This window comes from Gimesia sp., assembly GCF_048260065.1.
Taxonomy (GTDB): Bacteria; Planctomycetota; Planctomycetia; order Planctomycetales; family Planctomycetaceae; genus Gimesia.
In genome coordinates this window covers 190,525-209,533 of the sequence record NZ_JBLXHC010000010.1, presented here as the reverse complement: position 1 = coordinate 209,533, position 19,009 = coordinate 190,525, and the positions used below count along the sequence as shown (strand labels likewise).

Below are 19,009 nucleotides of genomic sequence, written 5' to 3'. Positions count from 1 at the left end.
ATTGAATCATATGGAACCCTCCTGATTTGGACCCATCGGTCGCTTTGACAGCTGAGATTTCAAACCGATTGCTTTTCTAAACCCGACAACTGAATTTCGAAATTGTTAGAACAGACAGGCTCGCTATGTTCCCCGTTTCGCGAAAGAATTCCGTTGCGCTCTTTCTGTGCGCAATCACCCTGACCGGCTGTTTTGGTGGCTCTGCCGAGTACATCGAACGCGCTGCCGTCTCTGGTTCTGTTACCTTCGATGGCAAACCGCTGCCCGAGGGGAGTATCCAGTTCGTACCCGATGTCGACTCCGCCGGTAAACCGGTACGCGGCAAAATGGCCCAGGCATTGATCAAAGACGGAAGCTATTCCCTCTCAGCCGAAGAAGGCCCCGCCGTCGGCAATAATAAAGTCCTGATCAATGCGACCCGGAAAACGGGCAAATTTCAGGAATCGGACGGTCAGAAAACTGAGATCATGCAACAGTACATTCCCGCCCGGTACAACACACAGACCACTCTGCAGTACGAAGTCAAAGCGGGTGAGAATACCGCCGACTTTACACTCGAAGCCAAATAAATATTTTCGTCCAGTATGTATTCCGCGTACTGATGTCTTTTCTTCCCGTTTATCATTCAGAGGGATTAATCAACACTATGAAAGCGTTATTTCTGAAGCGTCGCCAGGGGTTTACTTTAATTGAACTGCTGGTCGTCATTGCCATCATCGCGATTCTGATCGCACTGCTGTTACCGGCTGTGCAGCAGGCCCGTGAAGCAGCCCGCCGTTCCAGCTGTAAGAACAACATGAAGCAGATCGGCCTGGCATTGCATAACTATCACGATACATTTGGCACTTTCCCGCCGGCCACCATTCGCCGCCAGGGAGCAACCAGCGAATGGGAAACCAGCATGATTGGCTGGCAGGCCCGCATCCTGCCTTACATGGATCAGGCGCCCCTGTTTAATAAAATCAACTGGAGTGTCGAGCCCGGAAATGGGGGCACTGCCAATACGGAAGCCCGGAACTATGAGATTCCCGCCTACCGTTGCCCCAGCGATCCCGGTAACCGTGGAAAGACCGGACAGACCAGCTATGGCCCGACCAACTATGTGACCTGTACCGCGAATACGGGAGGCTACGCAGCCGGCGGTTCGACCTACCAGAACAACGGTCGTTCGGTCATGTTCCTGAACAGCAAAACGCAGATCAAGGACATCGAAGACGGGACCTCCAATACCATGCTCTCTTCCGAGTGTGTGGTGGCACATCCATATGCCAACATCAACGCCACTTCCGGCACTGTCTGCACCGGGACGGCAGATCAGAAGCAGCGTGGTTTTTCCTGGTTCTTTGCCCAGTCGATGTATGCCTGGAGCTACACCACACTGATCGGTCCCAACTCGGACTTACTGGAATGTGCTCAGAGCACCGGGGGATCGGCTCTGCTGGGATCACGCAGTAAACACGTGGGTGGCGTTCACACACTGTTTGCCGACGGACGCATTCAGTTCATCTCGGAAAACATCCACCTGGGAACCTGGCAGAACCTGGGTAACAAAGCGGATGGTAATGTGATTGGCGAATATTAAGTCGCTTCATCGCTGAACGGTAAAACAGAAACGGCCAGAGAAACTCATTTTCTCTGGCCGTTTTTTTGTCGAGGTAAGCCGTTTATTTCTTTGCGGGGATCACGGGCAGCACGATGTGCGAAGGATGTGTGGCATCGTGGTAGATCGTATTATTCGCCTGCTGTGTGCGGCGGTTGTCGTTCAATGGTTCACCCGTATTGGGATTGATGTCGAAACGCGGGAAGTTGCTGCTGGAGATATCAACGCGGATGCGATGCCCTTTCTTGAAGACATTCGAAGTCGGATAGAGTTTGATGGTCACGGGATAGATGGTGCCGGGCTCCATCAGCTTCTCTGAGTTGATGGAATCACGGAAGCGGGTGCGGATGATGCCGTCGCCGATGTTGAGGTCGAAACCACCCGGGAAGTCAGAACTGGGGGGATACACGTCGATCAGCTTGGCGGTGAAGTCGGTGTCTTTGGCATCGGATGAGATCCAGAGGTTGACCGCCAGTTCGCCGGTCACTTCCAGATCTTCTGCCAGTGGTTCGGTCTGAAAGACGATTACATCATTGCGGGCGGAAAGGGGGATCGGCTGCGTCCAGTTCCAGATGAATTCGCTCCCTTTCTGATCCCAGCCCCCCTGCACGAGGATGTCGTTACCGCTGGAAATATTACCGCCAATCGTGGGGACCGGATTGGCAGGATCAAACAGAAAAGTCGTAGAAGACTGCTCCGCTTTCGGTGCCTGAGTCGCGAGACCGCCTTCCGGTTGCAGATGGTATTTTGTGTAAACGGTCCGTTTCAGCGGCCATTCACTTTCATTGCGCCAGTAGCCGCCATGATAAAGTTTGCCGTCCTGTGTTCTGGTTCCGTCGCCGGTTCCCATCACAAAGATCCGGACTGGTGTTTCAAAGGGAGCTTTCGTCCCCACACTATTGTCGATGCCTTTGAGCCAGTGATCGTACCATTCCTTACGCCAGCCCAGGGGATCGGCGATGGCGGCTTCTTTGCCGAAGGTCACCTGTCCGTGTGAGTAGGATCCCTGCTGCCCGTGAATCCAGGGACCCATGATCATATACACGGGGCCTTTGATGGTTTTCGACAGGACCTGGAAGTTCGCTGTGTTGTTTCTGCTCCATGAATCGTACCAGCCGCTCACCAGGTAGACGGGGATGTCTTTGTACTTCTCCGGGTAGTCGATGATGTTGTTCTGAATCCAGAAGTCATCGTTAGCGCCATGCTTCATACCCTCGACGAGCCAGTCTTCGTATTCGGGCGCCAGCTTCATCGGCGTGGTCCCTTTGCGAAGCGGGAGCTGAAACAGGTACTGCACGCGGTTCTCTGCCATTTCCTTCAGGGCAGCTGCGGTGCCGGGATCGTGTGAATGACGACTCCCTTTGCCGGCGTTGAGATAGATCCAGTTCCAGAAGCGGAGCTCAAACGCGCCCCCGTTCCGCATACTGGCGTAACCCAGGTTAGACATCGCATCGACGGGAATCACGGTTTTGAGTTCGGGTGCTTTCTCCATCGCCAGCGCGTGTTGTGTCCCGCCGACATAGGAGGTGCCGATCATGCCGATCTTTGCGTTCGACCAGGGTTGTTTCCCGATCCAGGCCGCTGTGTCGACACCGTCGACGCCATCATCGGTCAACATGTGCCACACCCCTTCGGAGGCATAACGCCCGCGCGTATCCTGCGCGACGAAGGCGTAGCCATGCGAAGCGTAATACATGCCCGACGATTTACAGCCGTTTTTGTTGTAAGGGCGTCGTTCCAGAATAGTGGGCAGTTTCTGATCCAGGACGTCACCATCTTCCACGGGAAGATAGACGTCGGTCGCCAGCTTCACGCCGTCCCGCATGGGCACCATTACATTCTTGCGTACTTCCACCGCATACGGACCACTGGCGGCAAACGCAGCTGATGTGATGAGCAGACAACAGAGAAAACCGGAAACCATCAGCCGCAGCTGAGAACGAAAAATGGAGCGGGAGATCATGGTGAAAGCTTTCTAAATCAATTCATATTCGGCGGAGGCTCATGCCGAAAAGCTCAGGTGGGAAACAGAGTTATTGCATTAAACACTGTCTCTGCAGGCTACTTGGAAGCGGGAAGGATGTCAATTAAGGAGCCTGTCGTGAAGCGCCAATTCGTGTGACTCCGGTTTGATGTATTGAATGAGGCTGCAACTTGAGAGGATCTGTTTTGAAACGGATCTTGTCTGTATTTCTGTTCTGGCATAAGATCCCAGCTTGTTCCAGCAGGCACTGGTTATCTTTTCTCAGAGGAGAATCAGAGAGATGCAAAAAACTTCTTTCACTTTGCTGGCAGGTTTGTCGCTGGCTCTGTTCAGTCTGATGCCGTTCGAAGTGCAATCGGAGGAACCGGAGAGCCCTGTTACTGCTGTGAAACCGCATGAGCAAATTATTTTGTCACACATTCCTGTGTTTGAATACTGGGAATCGGAAAATGGTCCGGTCGATTTGCGGAAACATTATCCCCGGAAAACGGCAGAGAAACGGCTGCAGAAAACTCTGGGAATCGATGTTCCGCAGCTCAAGTTTCATTATGGACCAGGCCCACGGGTTTACTATATCAATGGTCTGCCCACCAGCCAGCTTGGTTACCGTCTTCAACAGTTGAACAGTCTGTAACGGATTTTATGTCAGGCTCACTTATCTGTTTTTAGTGAAAGGCAAGTCAGATGCAGCGCGTGCTCACATTCTTTGTTCCGGTCCTGGTACTGTTGCTGATTAATCTCACTGCAGAGACGGGCCGTTCAGACCAGGCCCTGCAGCCAACAGCACCCCAGGCACCGCCTTCCAATAGAGGCAGCTCTGAGGCCACTGAAAATACACCGGATCTGAAAGTCGCAGAAAATGTAAGGCGCCTGGAAGAGGATCTGGCAGGGTGTCGTTTATTTCGAGCTCATCTGGAACTGAGCCGCCTGGTTCAAAAGTATCCTCACACAAAAGCCGGTCAACGAGCCCGTCAACTTCTCGAGGGAGGAGGCATGCACATCATCGACTTCCCGATGAAAACCTCTGATCACTATTACTACAAAGGCGTCCCCATTTATCGATATTCTTGTGGGTTTTACATCTCCACACCGGAAGATGTGATAGAGGGAATTCGCTTTTTTTGAAATGCTGGGCACGCATTTCACTCTACCGAACTCTTAACCAGATACCGTTTCAACATCGCTTCATCAATGTCCACGCCCAGTCCCGGTTTGGTTGGCACTGCCATTGTTCCCTCTTTGATCTCAAACCGTTCGGTGATGATGTCGTTCTCCAGACTGTAATAGGTGCAGTCGTTGGCGAGGGGGAAGTTCGGGGAGGAAGCCGCCATGTGCAGCATTGTCGCAGTGCGAAGACCCAGGTCGTGGGCACAGTGAAAGATACAGGGGACGTCTGCTGAAGCCGCGACTTCGCCGACAAGTTTGACGGCCCAGATCCCGCCACACTGATAAGTGTCGGGCAACAGATACTGGGCGGCGTCCAGCTCTAATATCTTGCGAACGTTTTCCATGGTCGTGACCGATTCATTCAATGCCAACGGCGTCGTGGTCTGCTTGCGGATGTCCGCCGATTCCTGCAGCAGGTCTTTGTGCATCGGCTGTTCGAAGTACTGCAGCTCATAAGGTTCCAGGTCGCGGGCCAGCTGCAAAGCGACTTCGGGTGTGTAACCCATGTTGGGATCGATGCGGAGATTGAGCTTGTCTCCGACTGACTCGCGGATCGCGCGGACCATCGCCAGATCTTCTTCCGGCGCACGACCTGCTTTCGTCTTAAGTGTGGAGAAGCCCTGCTCGACATAATGTTTTGAAATGGCAGCTGCTTCTTCCGGTCCCCGAATGCCCATACAGCAGGTGACCTCGACACGATCCCGATACAATCCTCCCAGCAGTCGATGCAAGGGGAGTCCCGCCTGTTTGCCCAGAATGTCCCAGCAGGCCATCTCGACCAGCGACTGACGGTATGGTTCCTCCCCCATTCCCCAGTCAGCGTACAGCGCGGCGATGTCGGTCGGATCTTTGCCCAGCAGAATCGGGCGGAAGTAGTCGGCTTCTGCGCCGGTAAAGCTGACAGCGTTCTGGAACGAGAGCCGTTGTGGCGTTTCGCCCCAGCCAGTGATGCCGGCATCCGTTTCAATGCGAATCAGCAGGGCACCGGTGCTCGTGGAGAAAATGTAGCGGGACTGATAGGGGGAGACAGGTGTCTGCAGGGGGACATCTACCAGAAACGTATCGACGCCTGTGATTTTCATGGTGTTTCTCCAGAGGAAGGTTCGTGCGATCGCTGGATTAATGCTAGCAGTTCGCACATTGAGCAGCAAGCAGATTGAGTATTACCTGAAGTACCCCCAGTAATCTTGCTGGGATTGAGGGGATATAAAAAAGAAAGGGTAGGCCCGAATGTAATTCGGGCCGAGCGGAGCGAGCAGGAAACTGACAGAGCAAACGATCAATCCGGATAGAGGCGGAAACTCGCTGCTCATTCAATACTTTCACTGTCAATTTCCAGTTGTCTACATCAACCCCGAAGTTCATTCGAGGCCACCCCTACTGTTTAAGAATGATCAACGGGGCAGGTTCCTGAAACATTGCACGTCGACCACGGTTGTTGTGACAGCCTGGCTTCCGTAAAGTAGAATCCAGCTCTGCTCCAGATGCTTTCCATTCCAGTAAGGCTCCGCCATGATCCCTGACATCACCAACCTGTTCACACCCTTTGAAAGTCTGCCTGATGATGAGCAGTTCGAGGAACTCTTGCGGGGCAAGTCGTGTCGGGTAGAGCGGATTGTATCCACCGGTCAGTCCACGCGGGAAGGGCAATGGTACGATCAGGAGCACGCCGAATGGGTTGTTCTGCTCTCGGGGTCGGCGGTACTGCGATTTGAGGGAGAAACCGAGGGGCGGTCCCTGATTCCCGGGGATGCAGTGAACATTCCCGCGCATTGTCGGCACCGGGTGGAAGCGACGGCAGCGGACCGGGAAAGCGTTTGGCTTGCAATCCACTATGAGCCTGTCGAGAATGGGTAGAGTAAACGACAGTTTTCAGCATACTTTTATTCCAATCGATTACAGAAAAGAAACACAGACTGATGAAAAAGAATCCGGTCAAGGCGGCGTTGAGTGAAGGGAAACCTCAGGTAGGAACATGGCTTTCATCGGGCGATATCATGATGACCCGACTGATGGCCCGCGTGGGTTTTCCCTGGCTGACGGTTGATATGGAGCATTCTCCCATCGACTGGTCGCAGGCGGCGCATCTGTTCGGTGCGATTGCGGATGCGGGTTGTGTCCCTCTGTGTCGCGTTCCCCTGGGAAAATATGAATTGATCAAGCGGGCGCTGGACGCCGGGGCGCATGGAATTATCGCGCCGATGATCAACACTGTCGAACAGGCAAAGACCGTCATTGATGCTGTCAAATATCCGCCGATTGGAAATCGCTCCGTGGGTGGCGTATTGCATGCGATGAACTTCGATGCGACTGCCGGCGACTATTACAAGCATGCCAACGATGAGATCCTCGTCATTCTGCAGACCGAATCTCCCGAAGGTGTTGAGAACGCCGAAGAGATTTACAGCCTGGAAGGCGTCGATGCGATCTTCGTAGGACCTAACGACCTGACATTCCAGATGAGCAAAAAGACCGGCGTGCATCCTTCTCCCGATGAACTGGAAGCGATGCTGCAGAAAATTCTGGAGACCGGTAAGAAAACCGGAACGCCGGTCGGCCTGCATGTGCAGACCATCGAAGCCGTCCAGCAGCGGATTGAAGAAGGCTGGCGATTCATCGCGTGTGGCAGTGAAGTGAAATTCATGGTCAACGACGCGCAACGGATTGTGAGCGGTTTGAATCTCAAAGCCGAAGCTGCCGACCTGGCGCGGTATTAAGCGAAACAGAGTCTAAGAACAACAGGCGGCCTTGTCGAAAAGCAGGGCCGCTTTTTTGTTTACTCTTCGCTGATCTGAATGATCGTGCGTTCCCGGTGTTCCCCTTTGAGCATCGCATCGACTGTGTCCTGAACCTGTTCGAGCGAGATGACTTCCGCGCGGGATTCGAGGTCGGGCAGTTTCCAGTCGGTCGCCAGTTTCTGCCAGAGCGCCGTTCGTTTCCGGATCGGATACCAGGCCGAGTCGATGCCGTCCAGCGTGACACCACGCAGAATAAAGGGGAAGACCGTCAGATCAAGTTCTGCGCCTCCCGCATTCCCACAGGCGGCGACGCAGCCATTTTGCTGGATCGAGCGAATCACGTGACTCAACATCGGACCTCCCACAGTGTCGATGGCGGCAGACCAGCGGGCTTTGAGCAGCGGCTTTTTTGAATCGTCTTCCAGTTCATCGCGACCGATGACTTCGCGGGCTCCCAGTTCAATCAGGCGGAGGGCCACGGAAGGTTTCCCCGTGACCGCGACCGGATGAAAGCCGCCACGTTTGAGCAGAGACAATGCGAAGGAGCCAACGCCTCCTGAAGCGCCGGTGACAAGGATGCTTCCCGCATCGGTGGGAATCTCGTGCTGAATCAGACTGTTGACACACATGGCGGCGGTCAGGCCGGCAGTGCCGAGAATCATGGATTCTTTCAAGGTTAGTCCCTCAGGCAGCGGGACCACCCATTCCGGCTGGACGCGAATGAATTCAGACCAGCCTCCCCAGCGTTCGACCCCCAGTTCATAACTGGTGACGATCACCGCATCTCCCACTTTGAATTGATCCGACTTCGACTCTACTACAAAGCCGGCGGCATCGATGCCAGGGATATGCGGGAAGTGTCTCACGACGCCGGGATGCCCGGTTGCCGCCAGCGCGTCTTTGTAGTTGATGGAAGAATAGACGACCCGGATTGTCACATCGCCTTCAGGGAGATTGTCAGAAGGGACTGACTGCAGCCCCCCTGTAATTTCTTTCTGTTCGTTTTTGTTAACCAGAAAGCAGGAAAGGGAGTTCTGCATGATGACGTCTTTCTGTCTGAAGTGTGCGTTTACCAGGGGCCGTCGGGTGTTTCCATTTCCAGGATCCGCCAGCAGTACCAGCTGGCGACAGTACGATAAGGCTGCCAGCGTTCGGCGATTTCGATACAGGTCTTTTTGTCCGGGCGGGTTTTGAGTTCGTAGATTTTCTGGATCCCGTTCTGAATCCCCAGGTCGTCGTGAGGAAAGATATCGGGACGACAGAGGCCGAACATCAGAAACATCTGCGCGGTCCAGACGCCGATCCCTTTGACCTGGATCAGCTCACTCGTGACCTCTTCGTCGCTTAACTGATGCATTTTATGCAGGCGGACTTGATTGTCCATCACCATTTCAGCCAGATGACGAACGTAGGTTGCTTTCTGATTGGACAGGCCGACCGAGCGGAGCTGTTCGTGCGAGAGCTGCATGATTTTTTCTGCCGTCGGTTGACCCTTACCGGTCAAAGCATGCAGCCTGAGATAAATCGTACGGGCAGCGGAAGTCGAAATCTGTTGTGAGACAATCGAACGCAACAGGAGTGCAAACCGAAAACGGTACGGTTTGAGCGGGCAGGGGCCGATGCTGTCGATGACAGGTTTCAGCAGCGGGTCTGCCTTACTCAGATGCTTTGATGCTTTCCGGAATGTTGCGGCGTGATCGCTCATTGCAGCTTTCCAGCGGGGGTATGTGTGGCCAGATCGGCAATCATGTCAATTGTGGCGACTTCGACCGCCTGTTCCCATTCCTGAGGAGCAAACTTTTCGGAGTACGGCGCTTTGCGGATTGCGAAGTTGATGCCTCGCGAGCTGTTGATGATCGCACCCAGGCCCTGTTCGTCAAAGGCACCCGCGACATCACCGGCACCTGCGCCCTGACTGCCATACCCGGGAACGAGTAGGGGAGTGTGTGGCATCAGAGCACGCAGCTGATTGAGTTCTTCGGGATAAGTCGCACCAACAACGGCACCGATAGATCCGTAGTTGCCGTCCCCTTTGGTTTTGAGAGCCAGTTCTTCGACGACGGAGGCGACGCATTCGTAGAGATTGGTACCTTCCGTTTTTCGATCCTGAAAGGTACCCGCTCCGGGATTACTGGTGCGGACGAGAACATAAATTCCGGCACCCCGTTCGACGGCGACATTGACGAATGGTTCCAGCGTGTCACTCCCCAGGTAAGGGTTCACCGTCAGACAGTCGGCGGCCCAGATTGCAGATTCCGGATTTTCACCGGCAAGGTAACCGCGGGCATACGCTTCAGCAGTAGAACCGATGTCACCCCGTTTCGCATCACAGATCACAACCAGACCGGCTTCGCGGGCTTTCAGAATGACACGCTGCAGAGCGGCGCAGCCGGCGGGCCCCCATTCTTCAAAGAAGGCCGCCTGCGGTTTGACTGCCGGGACAAACGGCGCGACCACATCGATAATACGGAGGCAGAACTCTTCAAAGGCCGCCGCTACGATCTCTGCCTGACTGTGATGATTCTTGCTCACATTGCTGACGATATCGGCGGGGAGCCAGTCAAAACGGGGATCGAGGCCGACCAGAGCGGGAGTTTTCTTCTTCTGGATGGCGGCGTTCAGTCGATCGGAAAAATGATGCATCGTGTAACTGCTTTCGGTGATTCGGTTTAGGTTTGTTTTTATGTTTTGAGTATGGCAGAATTCTTTCATGAATCATACTAAATTAAGCCGACAATGGAATAATACCGGTTTTGGAATTCCGGAGCGGAATGAGAGTTTTGCGGCAGTGCGAACCAGAGATGATGCAGGCCTCAAATGTATAGACGACCGAACTCTCATTAACACAACTCAGGTTGTCTGCAGTGCTTGCGCAGCAGGGTTCATTGCAAATCCCGGATTCAAGGAAGAATCATCGATATGCTGGATATTCTCAGCCCTTATCAGTACAGCCAACAACGAGCCGAGTATGATGCCGGCATTGCCCGGATGCGTCATTCTCATTATCTGGACTATCCCCGCCACGTGCATCTGGAGACGCTGGCACGGTGTAATGCGAGTTGTAATTTCTGCCCCTATCCCAATCTGAACCGTAAGCATACGAAGATGAGTGACGAGCTCATCGATAAGGTGTTGAATGAACTGACCGAGATTCCCCCGGAAATGAACTTTCAGATCTCACCGTTCAAAGTCAGCGAACCGTTTCTGGATACGCGTCTGTTTGACACACTGGAAAAAATCAATCACTTACTGCCTCAGGCGAAGATCACGTTGACGTCCAACGCATCGGCGATCACGGAAGGCAAGCTGGAAGCGTTACAGGAAATTAAAAACATTGCCTATCTCTGGATCTCGTTTAATGATCACCGTGAAGCGGAGTACGAACGCGTGATGGGGTTGCCTTATCAGCGAACCATCCAGCGACTGGAGATGATTCACGATATCTTTGCCGAAGGTGATGTTTATTTTGGAGTGGTACTTTCACGCGTGGGTGATGGAACTCCAGCGGATCAGGAATTTGTGCAGTGGTGTAGTATTCATTATCCGTTATTCAAATCGAATGTATTTCCCCGGATGGCGTGGACCGGACAGGTTGAAGGGTTAACCGTCAATGAAGTTCCCAACATGGGTTGTGAACGCTGGTTCGAACTTTCGATTACGGCGACCGGTGAGGTGGCCCATTGCTGTGCCGACGGGCAGGCAGAATATTCGATCGGCAATGTGAACGACCAGCATGTGCTGGAAATCTACAACTCTCCCGAGTACCGAAAACTGAGAGAAGCCACCGTGTCGCGACTGAGTGTGTCGCCGTGCAACAAATGCACGTTCATGTAAGACCGCTTCCTCTGCCGGGTACGGTTCGCGCCTCAATCTTTTTTGGGTGTGGGTTGTTTCAGATACGGCTTCAATTCAGGAACCGTTGTCGGAATTTCTTCCGCGACAAGTCGCGCGATCTCGAGTGCTCCCTTACGTGAGAAGTGTGTGCGATCGGATTCACTGGGACTGAAGTCACTGCTGCCTGCATCTCCCAGTTGATTAAACAGCGCCACACTCTTTTTGTGCAGATCGATCACGGGGACATTCTTCTCTTTGCCGACTTTGATCATGGCGTCTGCATAAGGTCGCAGGATGGTCCAGATCTGTCCGTTTTCAAAACGCCTGCGGGTCATGGGAGTGACCAGGATCGGCTTGATATTCGCAGCCCGTGCTTCATCGATGTACTGTTTCAGGTACTGCTGATAAGTTGTCGCGGGATCGGTTTCGCGGTCCCCTTTGCCGGGACAGTCGTTGTGGCCGAACTGAATGAAGAGGTAATCAGGCTTTTCTTCCAGTGCTTTTTTCCAGCGTCCCTCCCGGATGAAGCTGCTGGAACTGCGGCCGGAGGCGGCCCGGTTAAAGATGGTGACATCATTGGTAAAATATTCGCCAAAGATCTGTCCCCAGCCGGTCATGTCGGGGCGGTCTTTGGGAGGCTTATTGTAAGTCGCGACTGTTGAATCGCCGATTAGTTGAATACGGATTGGGGGAGCTGCTTGAACGGGACTGGAAAATGACAGCAGGCTGGTCAGAAGAACGATGATCAGAGTAAGCTGAATGCGGACAAGAGGTTGGGGCATGGTATCTGTTTCCTGATTCACCGGGGGAACATTGTTGATAATAGCGATGCCTGGGAGGGAATTGACAGACTCTGGTAGCGTCACGGTCTCAAGTGGGTTAATCTGATTAAAAATTGAGTTGACAGGACCAAAGTAGCAATTAAAATGGACAATGCTATCCGATATTGTTTGTATTCCTGCCTGTTTCCGGTCTGTTCATGCTGTCTGAGTTTTCAACAGCAAAACCAGACTCCTGCCATTGAGTCAATAGAGTAGCATGCCGATGTATCATTGTGAAGAATTAAACCGGGTCTCAAGAACTTTGCAGCGGGTGATTTTGACAGCGGGTCTGCTGGCAGGTTGTCTGCTCGTTCCAGCAGTTGTTTCAGCCCAGCTCAGTTTTGAAGAAGCACCCATCAATTACAACAAGGCGGAACCTGATAATCTGATTTCCCGATTTCAGAAACGCCTGGATGCGGGTGAAATCAAGCTGGCCTATGAGCGGAAGAACCGGATTGGTTATCTGCCTGCGGTTCTGGATGCATTGAAGATACCGGTTTCTTCTCAGACGCTGGTGTTTTCCAAGACGAGTCTGCAGGTGAAGCATATCGATCCGCAGTCGCCGCGCGCGTTGTATTTTAATGATGACCTGTATGTGGGATACGTGCAGGGGGGATCTGTACTCGAAGTCTCTGCCAGTGATCCTAAGCTGGGGACTGTGTTTTATACCATGTCTCAATCGCAGACATCGCATCCCACGTTTGTGCGCAAGACCTTTGAATGTACCCAGTGCCATGCGTCTTCAATGACGCAGGGAGTTCCCGGACACATCATGCGCTCGGTTTATCCGGGGCCGGACGGGATGCCCGCATTTCGGGAGGGAACGTTTCGCAGCGATCATTCCAGCCCGTTTTCTGAGCGTTGGGGGGGCTGGTATGTGACGGGCACACATGGAGAAATGCGTCACATGGGGAACCTGATCTTTCGCCAGGGGGACAGTTCCCGCAATCTGAATCGCGAACCGGGGGCGAATGCCGTTGACCTGGAGAAGTGGTTTGATACCAGCGCCTATCTGTCGCCTCACAGCGATATTGTGTCGCTGATGGTACTGGAGCATCAGGTGAAGATGCATAACCTGATTACCCGGGCGCAGATTGAAGGACGCATTACCGAGCGGGACGCTGCTGTTATGAATCGAATGCTGGAGCGCGAAGCGACGTTTCAAAGTGACAGTACAAAACGCCGTTATGAGAGCGCAGCGAATCGACTGGTGGATTACATGCTGTTTGTAGACGAACTGCAGCTGGACGATCAGATACGGGGAACGTCCCGATTTGAATCGGAGTTCTCCCGGTCGGGTCCCCGGGATAAGCAGGGGCGCTCGCTGCGGGATTTTGATCTGAAACGCCGCCTGTTCCGGTATCCGTGCAGTTACCTGATCTATTCTGAATCGTTCGATAAACTGCCGCGACCAGTGCTGGATGTGGTGTATCGGCGGCTGTGGGAAATTCTGTCTGGCAAGGATCAAAGCAGTGAATATGCCCACCTCAGTGCCGCAGACCGGCGGGCCATACTGGAAATTCTGATCGAGACGAAACAGGGGCTCCCTGAATACTGGAAGCCTGCCGAGCCCGATACCCGGCCGACGGGTGGCTGATAGCGGAAGGTTCTTATTACTTTCGAAAATCGGGCTGAATACCACCACATCTGCTTTGATAATGGTTGTTTCAGTGAATTAGCCTGCATAGAATGACCTGCGTAATGAGATTCGACAGGGTCAGTCTTCTCCGAGAACACCTCACGTATGAGCATGCTTTCCTGCTCGATCTCTCTTAACCAGTCATTTCCTGTCTGGATCATTGAAACCAGTAACCGCGCTTAGACCACGAGGAGCTTACGGGTATGCTGCCCCGCCGCGAAGTATTTCCACACGTTATTGAAATCAACTATCAGGCCAGACAGCGTTTGGGATGTTGTGTCTATCTCGTCTTTAATGACCAGAACGAATGGCTGCTGATTGATATCGGTTATGAAGACACGGTTGGTGAAATCATCGAAATGATCCGCCAGATGGATTTTCCGCTGGCCAACTGCAAATATCTGATTGCCACACACGCTGATGTGGACCATATTCAGGGATTGAGCCGCGCCAAAGAACTACTCCCCTCCGCGCAGGTTGTGGCGCATCCGAGTGCTGCCCGCTTGCTGGAAGTCGGCGATCGCATCAGTACTTATGCAGAAATCAGTGCGCAGGGAATTTCGATTGATATGCCCGCCTGTAAAGTCGATCTGGAAGTGAAAGAGGGAGACGTGATCGACCTGGGTGGGGATGTGAAGCTGGAAGTCTGGCACACTCCCGGGCATACCGACGGTCAGCTGGCATTCCGGTTTGGCGACTTGCTGTTCTCCGGAGATAACATCTACCGGGACGGCTGTGTGGGCCACATTGATGCCCATCATGGGTCTGATATTCCTGATTTTATCAAATCACTGGAACGCATTCGCGATTGTGATGCCAAATGGCTGCTGCCCAGCCATGGACCGATTTTCCAGAACAGACGGGAACTGCTGCAGTCGACCATTGATCGTTTGAATACATATCTACATATGGCTGATTTCGGAACCTGTGCTGTCGACTGGCCTCTCCAGGACGAATGGGACGAGGAACTTTTAAAGGGATTCGACCCCAAAACCGCAGAATAACTGCCTGAGGGTGTGTGGATTTTTGTTCATTTTGGCGACGATTCCCGTTGATGATTCGTCGTAAGAATGATGAACAGTTTGTCTGAAGCGGCCTTTGAGCCGCTTTTTTTGCACATTTTGCATCAGATCAGGGGGCGGACAGCGATATTCCTGCTGCCATAATCCGCAAAACTGCTATTATATGCATGATCTTCATCACAATCACAAATGTTGTGTGTGGTACGACAAGTTCAACCCGATACGGCGACGAAGAATACCAGGATGGAGCGATCGTAAAAAGCGATTATGCTTCAGCATCCGAAGCGGGCAATTCCATTTTTTTGTGCATTCGAGATTGATTCATTTAGCGAAACAGTGACAATTCAAGGGATCTGATTTGGAAAAGAACCGGCGATTACCGGAAATAAATTCAAGTCGGATGCAATCGAAATGCAGTTTTGGATCAAACAATATTCTATTTGAATTTTAATTCCCGCCTTTCTGGGCTGAAATTCATAGATTAGATAAAGCCTCTGTGGCTATTGGATTAATTAATGGCTTCGTTTTTTGAAAAGCGCGATCCATGGGGACATAGTCTGTCATTGTGGGTTGTCGTTTTGATGATCTTCGTCACTCCGCTTCTCTTTGGAGTACTGCGGGAGATCCGTCAGGAAAATAACGTCGAGAACTGGCTGCCTGAAGATGATCCCCAGTCAAAGGTTCTCTCATGGCATCGTCACAGCTTTGGCATTGAAGACCGTCTGCTGCTTTCCTGGGACGGCAGTTCGCTCTCCGATCCGCGTGCGGATCGTTTGAAACTGGCTTTGATGGGAACTCCTGATGAAGAAGGAGTTCGTCGTGGAGGCTCCCCCTATATTCAGGCAGTCTTTACGCCTCAGGACGCCATCCAGAAAATGGTGGATTACCATATCGAACCCGAAGAAGCGCAAAAGCGCCTGAAAGGAGTTCTGGTTGGTACGGGCATGCTGAAAGTTCAGCTTACTGACGCAGGCCGCAAACGACAGGAACAGACCATCCAGGAACTGATTTCCAAAGCGAAACAGGAACTGGGAGTGGAACTGACGGTCAAACCCGCTTTTAAAGAGTGGGTCGAAATTGTCGATGAAACTGAGGTAGCAGATCCGGCTGCAGAACCCGTCGCAGACAACGACGATGAAGACCGGGTTGATTTTGAAGCCCTGGTGGCCGCGATTCCCGCTCACGATTTCCAGCTGATCTGGCCGCGGATGCAACCTGATGCGGAACTGACAAAACAGATTGAAGCACTGGCACTTTCTCTGAAGCGGCCTGATATCAAGCCGGAAAAGACTACAGACGACAACCAGGACGGGAATGAGAACTCCGAGTCCCATCCCGCCTTGGTGAAAGACTGTTTCTTTGCTGTCGGGACACCGATTGCGATCGCGATTGAACTCTCCGATACCGGTGACGCCGACCATGCCGCTGCCGTTACTGCAGTGAAAACAGCTGCTGTTGAAGCAGGGATTCCTGCAGACAGCCTGCGCATGGGGGGGCGACCTGTCGCCGGCGCTGCGTTGAACCGGATGGTGAAAGAGTCCTCCTGGAATACCGCTTATCCGATCTGGCAGTTTCATCGACGTTCTGTCACGCTGTTTTCCGGATTGATTGGTATCGTACTGGCATTTCTGATGCTCAAGAGTGTGCGTCTGGCCTGTCTGGTGCTGCTGGTCTCCTACTACACCACTTTCGTCGCTGTTTCGATTGTGCCTTTGACAGGGGGCACCATGAATATGGTGCTGGTGGTTATGCCAACCCTGTTAACGGTGTTGACGCTATCCGGTTCGATCCATGTTGCCAATTACTGGAAGCATGCGGCACACGTTGATATGAAAACGGCTGTTACCAAAGCGGTCGAAATGGCAAGAGCTCCTTGTGTGATGGCCAGCCTGACGACGGCGATCGGTCTGGCTTCGCTGATGACCAGTCCGCTGTCGCCAGTCCGTGATTTCGGGCTGTATGCATCGATCGGTTGCGTGATTTCGCTGGTGATGGTGCTATACGGTTTACCTTCCCTGTTACAGTTATGGCCCGCCAAGCCTCCGAAAGCGTCTGAGATTGACGTGAAGCACTGGCACAGCTTTGGCCGGATTCTGGCGCGTCATCAGATGCTGGTGTCTGTGAGCTGCCTGGTGATCTTTGTAGCCGCCTGCTATGGATTTAAATGGTTTCGAACGGAAACCAAAGTGATTCGCTACTTTCCGGATTCCTCGCGTGTCATTCAGGACTATCTGTTCCTGGAAGAAAACCTGTCAGGAATTACGCCCGTTGATACCGTCATCTGTTTTGACGAAACGGCCCAGAAAAACATGAACTTCGTCGAACGGGTGGAACTGGTCCGTCAGATCGAACGTAAAATCGCCGAGCACCCTGAAATCAGTGGTTCGATTTCTCTCGCTGATTTTCGACCGACTTACAAACCCTTACCACCCGATGCGAGTACCTTTCAGAAGCTGCGGAATGCGAAGCTCGTCAATGAAACCGAACGCCGCGTGAAGGAGTCTTTAAAAGGGGAAGACGCCGAAGGCAGTAAGAAAGGGGCATTGAAAGACGGAACGGTCAAATCGTTTCTCCATGTCGCTGACAAGACGGCTGAGATGGAACAGGAGACTGAGAACGGGACGCGGACCGTAGTCGTGGAAAAGGGAGATGAATTGTGGCGGATCACCGCCCAGGTGGCGATTATGACCGACCTGGATTACGGTGATCTGACAGATGATCTGAATCAGATGACACAGTCCGTGCTGCGTGATCACGCCGGGACGACGCATCTGGTGACAGGCACAATTCCTCTGTTTTTAAGGACTCAACAGGCGGTTCTGGAGAGCCTGATTAAAAGCTTCGGCCTGGCGTTCATTGTGATCGCAATTGTGATGATGGTCCTGTTACGCAGTATTCTGGGGGGGCTGATTACCATGTTGCCCAACCTGATGCCCATCGGCGTAATCTTCGGGCTGTTATCCTGGATGCGAGTCTCCGTAGACATCGGCACGATGATTACCGCATCGGTGGCGCTCGGAATTGCCGTAGATGGAACGCTGCATCTGTTGACCTGGTTCAAGATTGGAATTCAGGAAGGCAAGACAAAAAGTGAAGCGGTCGCCGCTGCGTTGGGCCATTGTGGTCCTGCGATGTGGCAGACCAGCGCTGCCGTTGGCATCAGCCTGGCAATGCTGTATCCGGCGGAACTGCTGCTGGTAAGTCGCTTCGGGGTGCTGATGTGTGCATTGATCACTGCAGCGTTACTGGCTGACATCATTTTTCTTCCGGCATTACTGGCAGGACCTCTTGGATCTCTGATTGTGTCTTCGTTGAACAAAGAGCGGGAACTTGCTGAAAACGTGCCTTTGCTGCAGGACGGCAAAGAAACGAAACCGCATCTCTCGCATGCCATCAAGAGATCACAGTCCGAGAAGTCTCTCGAGACCTGAAGGGCGTCAGCGGTCTGCGGGCGAATCCGCTTTAACCATAGTGTCTGTCAATCTAATGTACCCGGTCCAAATCGACCTGGAGACGCTACAGTAAAACGGGACACAGTCTACTCGGGCTGGTCTTCAGTCGGTTCGAGTTCCCGTTTCTTCATGAAGTGAATGTCCATGCTGGATTTTTGCAGCAGCTCGTAACGTTCCCAGACGGGCGGGCATTCGAATTCCGCATCCCGGGGTGTTCTCAACAGCAGATGGCAGTCTGCGGAGGAGACATTCTCTTTCGACATGCGTTCTATCGATTCATACAGACGCGAGCCTGGTTTGAGATCGTCAATCATTTTGTAAGGCGGGTCTAAAAAGATCAGGTTGAAAGGCACAAAGTCCGGCACATTTTTGGGCCGAAAGGAAGAGAGCAAGGCATTGGTTTTCCAGCAGAGTGTGGTGTCCTCGGCTCCTATACTTTCCACATTGCGTTTGAGCAGTTCGTGCGCTTTGCGGTCCTGTTCAATGAAGACCACACTCGTGGCGCCTCTGCTGAGTGCTTCCAGGCCGAGGGAACCTGTTCCTGAATAGATATCGGCCACACGCTTGTCTTTCACGGTGTCCCCCAGCCATTCGAAGAGGACTTCTTTGACAAAGTCGGTAATGGGTCTGGTGGTCTGTCCGGGGTTGGAATGCAGTTTCCGACGACGATATTTGCCTGCAATAATTCGCACTGTAATGCCATTTCACTAGAACGGGTGTGAACCATTATCTGCGGGTGCACACGAGGTATC

General features: G+C 52.8%; 17 protein-coding genes. 9 read left to right on the top strand and 8 right to left on the bottom strand.

Annotation, left to right across the window (positions count from 1 at the left end):
- Nucleotides 1-125: 125 nt before the first annotated feature.
- Together ACN0YN_RS19125 and ACN0YN_RS19120 are read left to right on the top strand one after the other, a co-directional pair.
- Nucleotides 126-569, top strand: a complete 444-nt coding sequence (locus tag ACN0YN_RS19125) for a hypothetical protein (RefSeq protein ID WP_417386606.1) — start codon at nucleotides 126-128, stop codon at nucleotides 567-569.
- A 77-nt stretch (nucleotides 570-646) separates the two neighbouring features.
- Nucleotides 647-1,582: a DUF1559 domain-containing protein gene (locus tag ACN0YN_RS19120; protein ID WP_417386605.1), complete on the top strand. Its 936-nt coding sequence runs from the start codon at nucleotides 647-649 to the stop codon at nucleotides 1,580-1,582.
- Nucleotides 1,583-1,664: 82 nt separating this feature from the next.
- Here ACN0YN_RS19120 and ACN0YN_RS19115 read toward each other — a convergent pair whose 3' ends face one another.
- Nucleotides 1,665-3,563: a CocE/NonD family hydrolase gene (locus ACN0YN_RS19115; protein ID WP_417386604.1), complete on the bottom strand. Its 1,899-nt coding sequence runs from the start codon at nucleotides 3,561-3,563 to the stop codon at nucleotides 1,665-1,667.
- A 301-nt stretch (nucleotides 3,564-3,864) separates the two neighbouring features.
- Here ACN0YN_RS19115 and ACN0YN_RS19110 point away from each other — a divergent pair, with 301 nt between their 5' ends.
- Nucleotides 3,865-4,218 carry a hypothetical protein gene (locus ACN0YN_RS19110; protein WP_417386603.1) on the top strand — a complete coding sequence of 118 codons (354 nt, stop codon included), beginning with the start codon at nucleotides 3,865-3,867 and terminating at the stop codon, nucleotides 4,216-4,218.
- Nucleotides 4,219-4,268: 50 nt separating this feature from the next.
- A complete protein-coding gene (locus ACN0YN_RS19105; protein WP_417386602.1) occupies nucleotides 4,269-4,709 on the top strand; it encodes a hypothetical protein in 441 nt (146 codons plus the stop codon).
- 17 nt (nucleotides 4,710-4,726) lie between these two features.
- Here ACN0YN_RS19105 and ACN0YN_RS19100 read toward each other — a convergent pair whose 3' ends face one another.
- On the bottom strand, nucleotides 4,727-5,833 hold the full coding sequence (locus ACN0YN_RS19100) for a mandelate racemase/muconate lactonizing enzyme family protein (protein ID WP_417386601.1): 1,107 nt from the start codon (nucleotides 5,831-5,833) through the stop codon (nucleotides 4,727-4,729).
- 295 nt (nucleotides 5,834-6,128) lie between these two features.
- Nucleotides 6,129-6,524, bottom strand: a complete 396-nt coding sequence (locus tag ACN0YN_RS19095) for a hypothetical protein (RefSeq protein ID WP_417386600.1) — start codon at nucleotides 6,522-6,524, stop codon at nucleotides 6,129-6,131.
- A 146-nt stretch (nucleotides 6,525-6,670) separates the two neighbouring features.
- On the opposite strand from ACN0YN_RS19095, the gene ACN0YN_RS19090 reads away from it, so the two are divergent.
- Nucleotides 6,671-7,468, top strand: coding sequence for an HpcH/HpaI aldolase family protein (locus ACN0YN_RS19090; RefSeq protein WP_417386599.1), 798 nt, complete (start codon nucleotides 6,671-6,673; stop codon nucleotides 7,466-7,468).
- Between the two features lie 59 nt (nucleotides 7,469-7,527).
- On the opposite strand, the gene ACN0YN_RS19085 is transcribed toward ACN0YN_RS19090, so the two are convergent.
- From ACN0YN_RS19085 to pyrF, 3 genes are read right to left on the bottom strand one after another with little or no spacing between them, the layout of a single operon-like run.
- Complete coding sequence (locus ACN0YN_RS19085) at nucleotides 7,528-8,529, bottom strand: YhdH/YhfP family quinone oxidoreductase (protein ID WP_417386598.1); 1,002 nt, start codon at nucleotides 8,527-8,529, stop codon at nucleotides 7,528-7,530.
- A gap of 29 nt (nucleotides 8,530-8,558) precedes the next feature.
- Entirely contained in the window at nucleotides 8,559-9,194 is a 636-nt protein-coding gene (locus tag ACN0YN_RS19080; RefSeq protein ID WP_417386597.1) for a DNA-3-methyladenine glycosylase family protein, read from the bottom strand.
- Nucleotides 9,191-10,132, bottom strand: coding sequence for an orotidine-5'-phosphate decarboxylase (gene pyrF / locus ACN0YN_RS19075; RefSeq protein WP_417386596.1), 942 nt, complete (start codon nucleotides 10,130-10,132; stop codon nucleotides 9,191-9,193). The genes ACN0YN_RS19080 and pyrF overlap by 4 nt, the downstream gene beginning before the upstream one ends.
- 276 nt (nucleotides 10,133-10,408) lie before the next feature.
- On the opposite strand from pyrF, the gene ACN0YN_RS19070 reads away from it, so the two are divergent.
- Nucleotides 10,409-11,323 (top strand): radical SAM/SPASM domain-containing protein, encoded by a 915-nt coding sequence (locus tag ACN0YN_RS19070; RefSeq protein ID WP_417386595.1) that lies wholly within the window; start codon nucleotides 10,409-10,411, stop codon nucleotides 11,321-11,323.
- Nucleotides 11,324-11,355: 32 nt separating this feature from the next.
- On the opposite strand, the gene ACN0YN_RS19065 is transcribed toward ACN0YN_RS19070, so the two are convergent.
- On the bottom strand, nucleotides 11,356-12,105 hold the full coding sequence (locus ACN0YN_RS19065; protein ID WP_417386594.1) for a rhamnogalacturonan acetylesterase: 750 nt from the start codon (nucleotides 12,103-12,105) through the stop codon (nucleotides 11,356-11,358).
- Between the two features lie 256 nt (nucleotides 12,106-12,361).
- Here ACN0YN_RS19065 and ACN0YN_RS19060 point away from each other — a divergent pair, with 256 nt between their 5' ends.
- The 3 genes from ACN0YN_RS19060 (at nucleotide 12,362) to ACN0YN_RS19050 (ending at nucleotide 18,236) form a co-directional block, all read left to right on the top strand.
- Nucleotides 12,362-13,741 (top strand): hypothetical protein, encoded by a 1,380-nt coding sequence (locus ACN0YN_RS19060; protein WP_417386593.1) that lies wholly within the window; start codon nucleotides 12,362-12,364, stop codon nucleotides 13,739-13,741.
- A 245-nt stretch (nucleotides 13,742-13,986) separates the two neighbouring features.
- Nucleotides 13,987-14,787, top strand: coding sequence for an MBL fold metallo-hydrolase (locus tag ACN0YN_RS19055; protein ID WP_417386592.1), 801 nt, complete (start codon nucleotides 13,987-13,989; stop codon nucleotides 14,785-14,787).
- A gap of 533 nt (nucleotides 14,788-15,320) precedes the next feature.
- Nucleotides 15,321-18,236 (top strand): efflux RND transporter permease subunit, encoded by a 2,916-nt coding sequence (locus ACN0YN_RS19050; protein ID WP_417386591.1) that lies wholly within the window; start codon nucleotides 15,321-15,323, stop codon nucleotides 18,234-18,236.
- Between the two features lie 107 nt (nucleotides 18,237-18,343).
- On the opposite strand, the gene rsmD is transcribed toward ACN0YN_RS19050, so the two are convergent.
- Entirely contained in the window at nucleotides 18,344-18,949 is a 606-nt protein-coding gene (rsmD, locus tag ACN0YN_RS19045) for a 16S rRNA (guanine(966)-N(2))-methyltransferase RsmD (protein ID WP_417386590.1), read from the bottom strand.
- Nucleotides 18,950-19,009 lie beyond the last annotated feature (60 nt).

Bases quoted from the DNA above. Each gene is read 5' to 3' on its own strand.
- pyrF (WP_417386596.1), bottom strand. From the start codon at position 10,132: ATGCATCATTTTTCCGATCGACTGAACGCCGCCATCCAGAAGAAGAAA.
- ACN0YN_RS19125 (WP_417386606.1), top strand. From the start codon at position 126: ATGTTCCCCGTTTCGCGAAAGAATTCCGTTGCGCTCTTTCTGTGCGCA.
- ACN0YN_RS19065 (WP_417386594.1), bottom strand. From the start codon at position 12,105: ATGCCCCAACCTCTTGTCCGCATTCAGCTTACTCTGATCATCGTTCTT.
- ACN0YN_RS19100 (WP_417386601.1), bottom strand. From the start codon at position 5,833: ATGAAAATCACAGGCGTCGATACGTTTCTGGTAGATGTCCCCCTGCAG.
- ACN0YN_RS19120 (WP_417386605.1), top strand. From the start codon at position 647: ATGAAAGCGTTATTTCTGAAGCGTCGCCAGGGGTTTACTTTAATTGAA.
- ACN0YN_RS19115 (WP_417386604.1), bottom strand. From the start codon at position 3,563: ATGATCTCCCGCTCCATTTTTCGTTCTCAGCTGCGGCTGATGGTTTCC.
- ACN0YN_RS19095 (WP_417386600.1), bottom strand. From the start codon at position 6,524: ATGCGCGGGAATGTTCACTGCATCCCCGGGAATCAGGGACCGCCCCTC.
- ACN0YN_RS19085 (WP_417386598.1), bottom strand. From the start codon at position 8,529: ATGCAGAACTCCCTTTCCTGCTTTCTGGTTAACAAAAACGAACAGAAA.
- ACN0YN_RS19060 (WP_417386593.1), top strand. From the start codon at position 12,362: ATGCCGATGTATCATTGTGAAGAATTAAACCGGGTCTCAAGAACTTTG.
- ACN0YN_RS19110 (WP_417386603.1), top strand. From the start codon at position 3,865: ATGCAAAAAACTTCTTTCACTTTGCTGGCAGGTTTGTCGCTGGCTCTG.
- ACN0YN_RS19050 (WP_417386591.1), top strand. From the start codon at position 15,321: ATGGCTTCGTTTTTTGAAAAGCGCGATCCATGGGGACATAGTCTGTCA.
- ACN0YN_RS19055 (WP_417386592.1), top strand. From the start codon at position 13,987: ATGCTGCCCCGCCGCGAAGTATTTCCACACGTTATTGAAATCAACTAT.
- ACN0YN_RS19070 (WP_417386595.1), top strand. From the start codon at position 10,409: ATGCTGGATATTCTCAGCCCTTATCAGTACAGCCAACAACGAGCCGAG.
- ACN0YN_RS19090 (WP_417386599.1), top strand. From the start codon at position 6,671: ATGAAAAAGAATCCGGTCAAGGCGGCGTTGAGTGAAGGGAAACCTCAG.
- ACN0YN_RS19080 (WP_417386597.1), bottom strand. From the start codon at position 9,194: ATGAGCGATCACGCCGCAACATTCCGGAAAGCATCAAAGCATCTGAGT.
- ACN0YN_RS19105 (WP_417386602.1), top strand. From the start codon at position 4,269: ATGCAGCGCGTGCTCACATTCTTTGTTCCGGTCCTGGTACTGTTGCTG.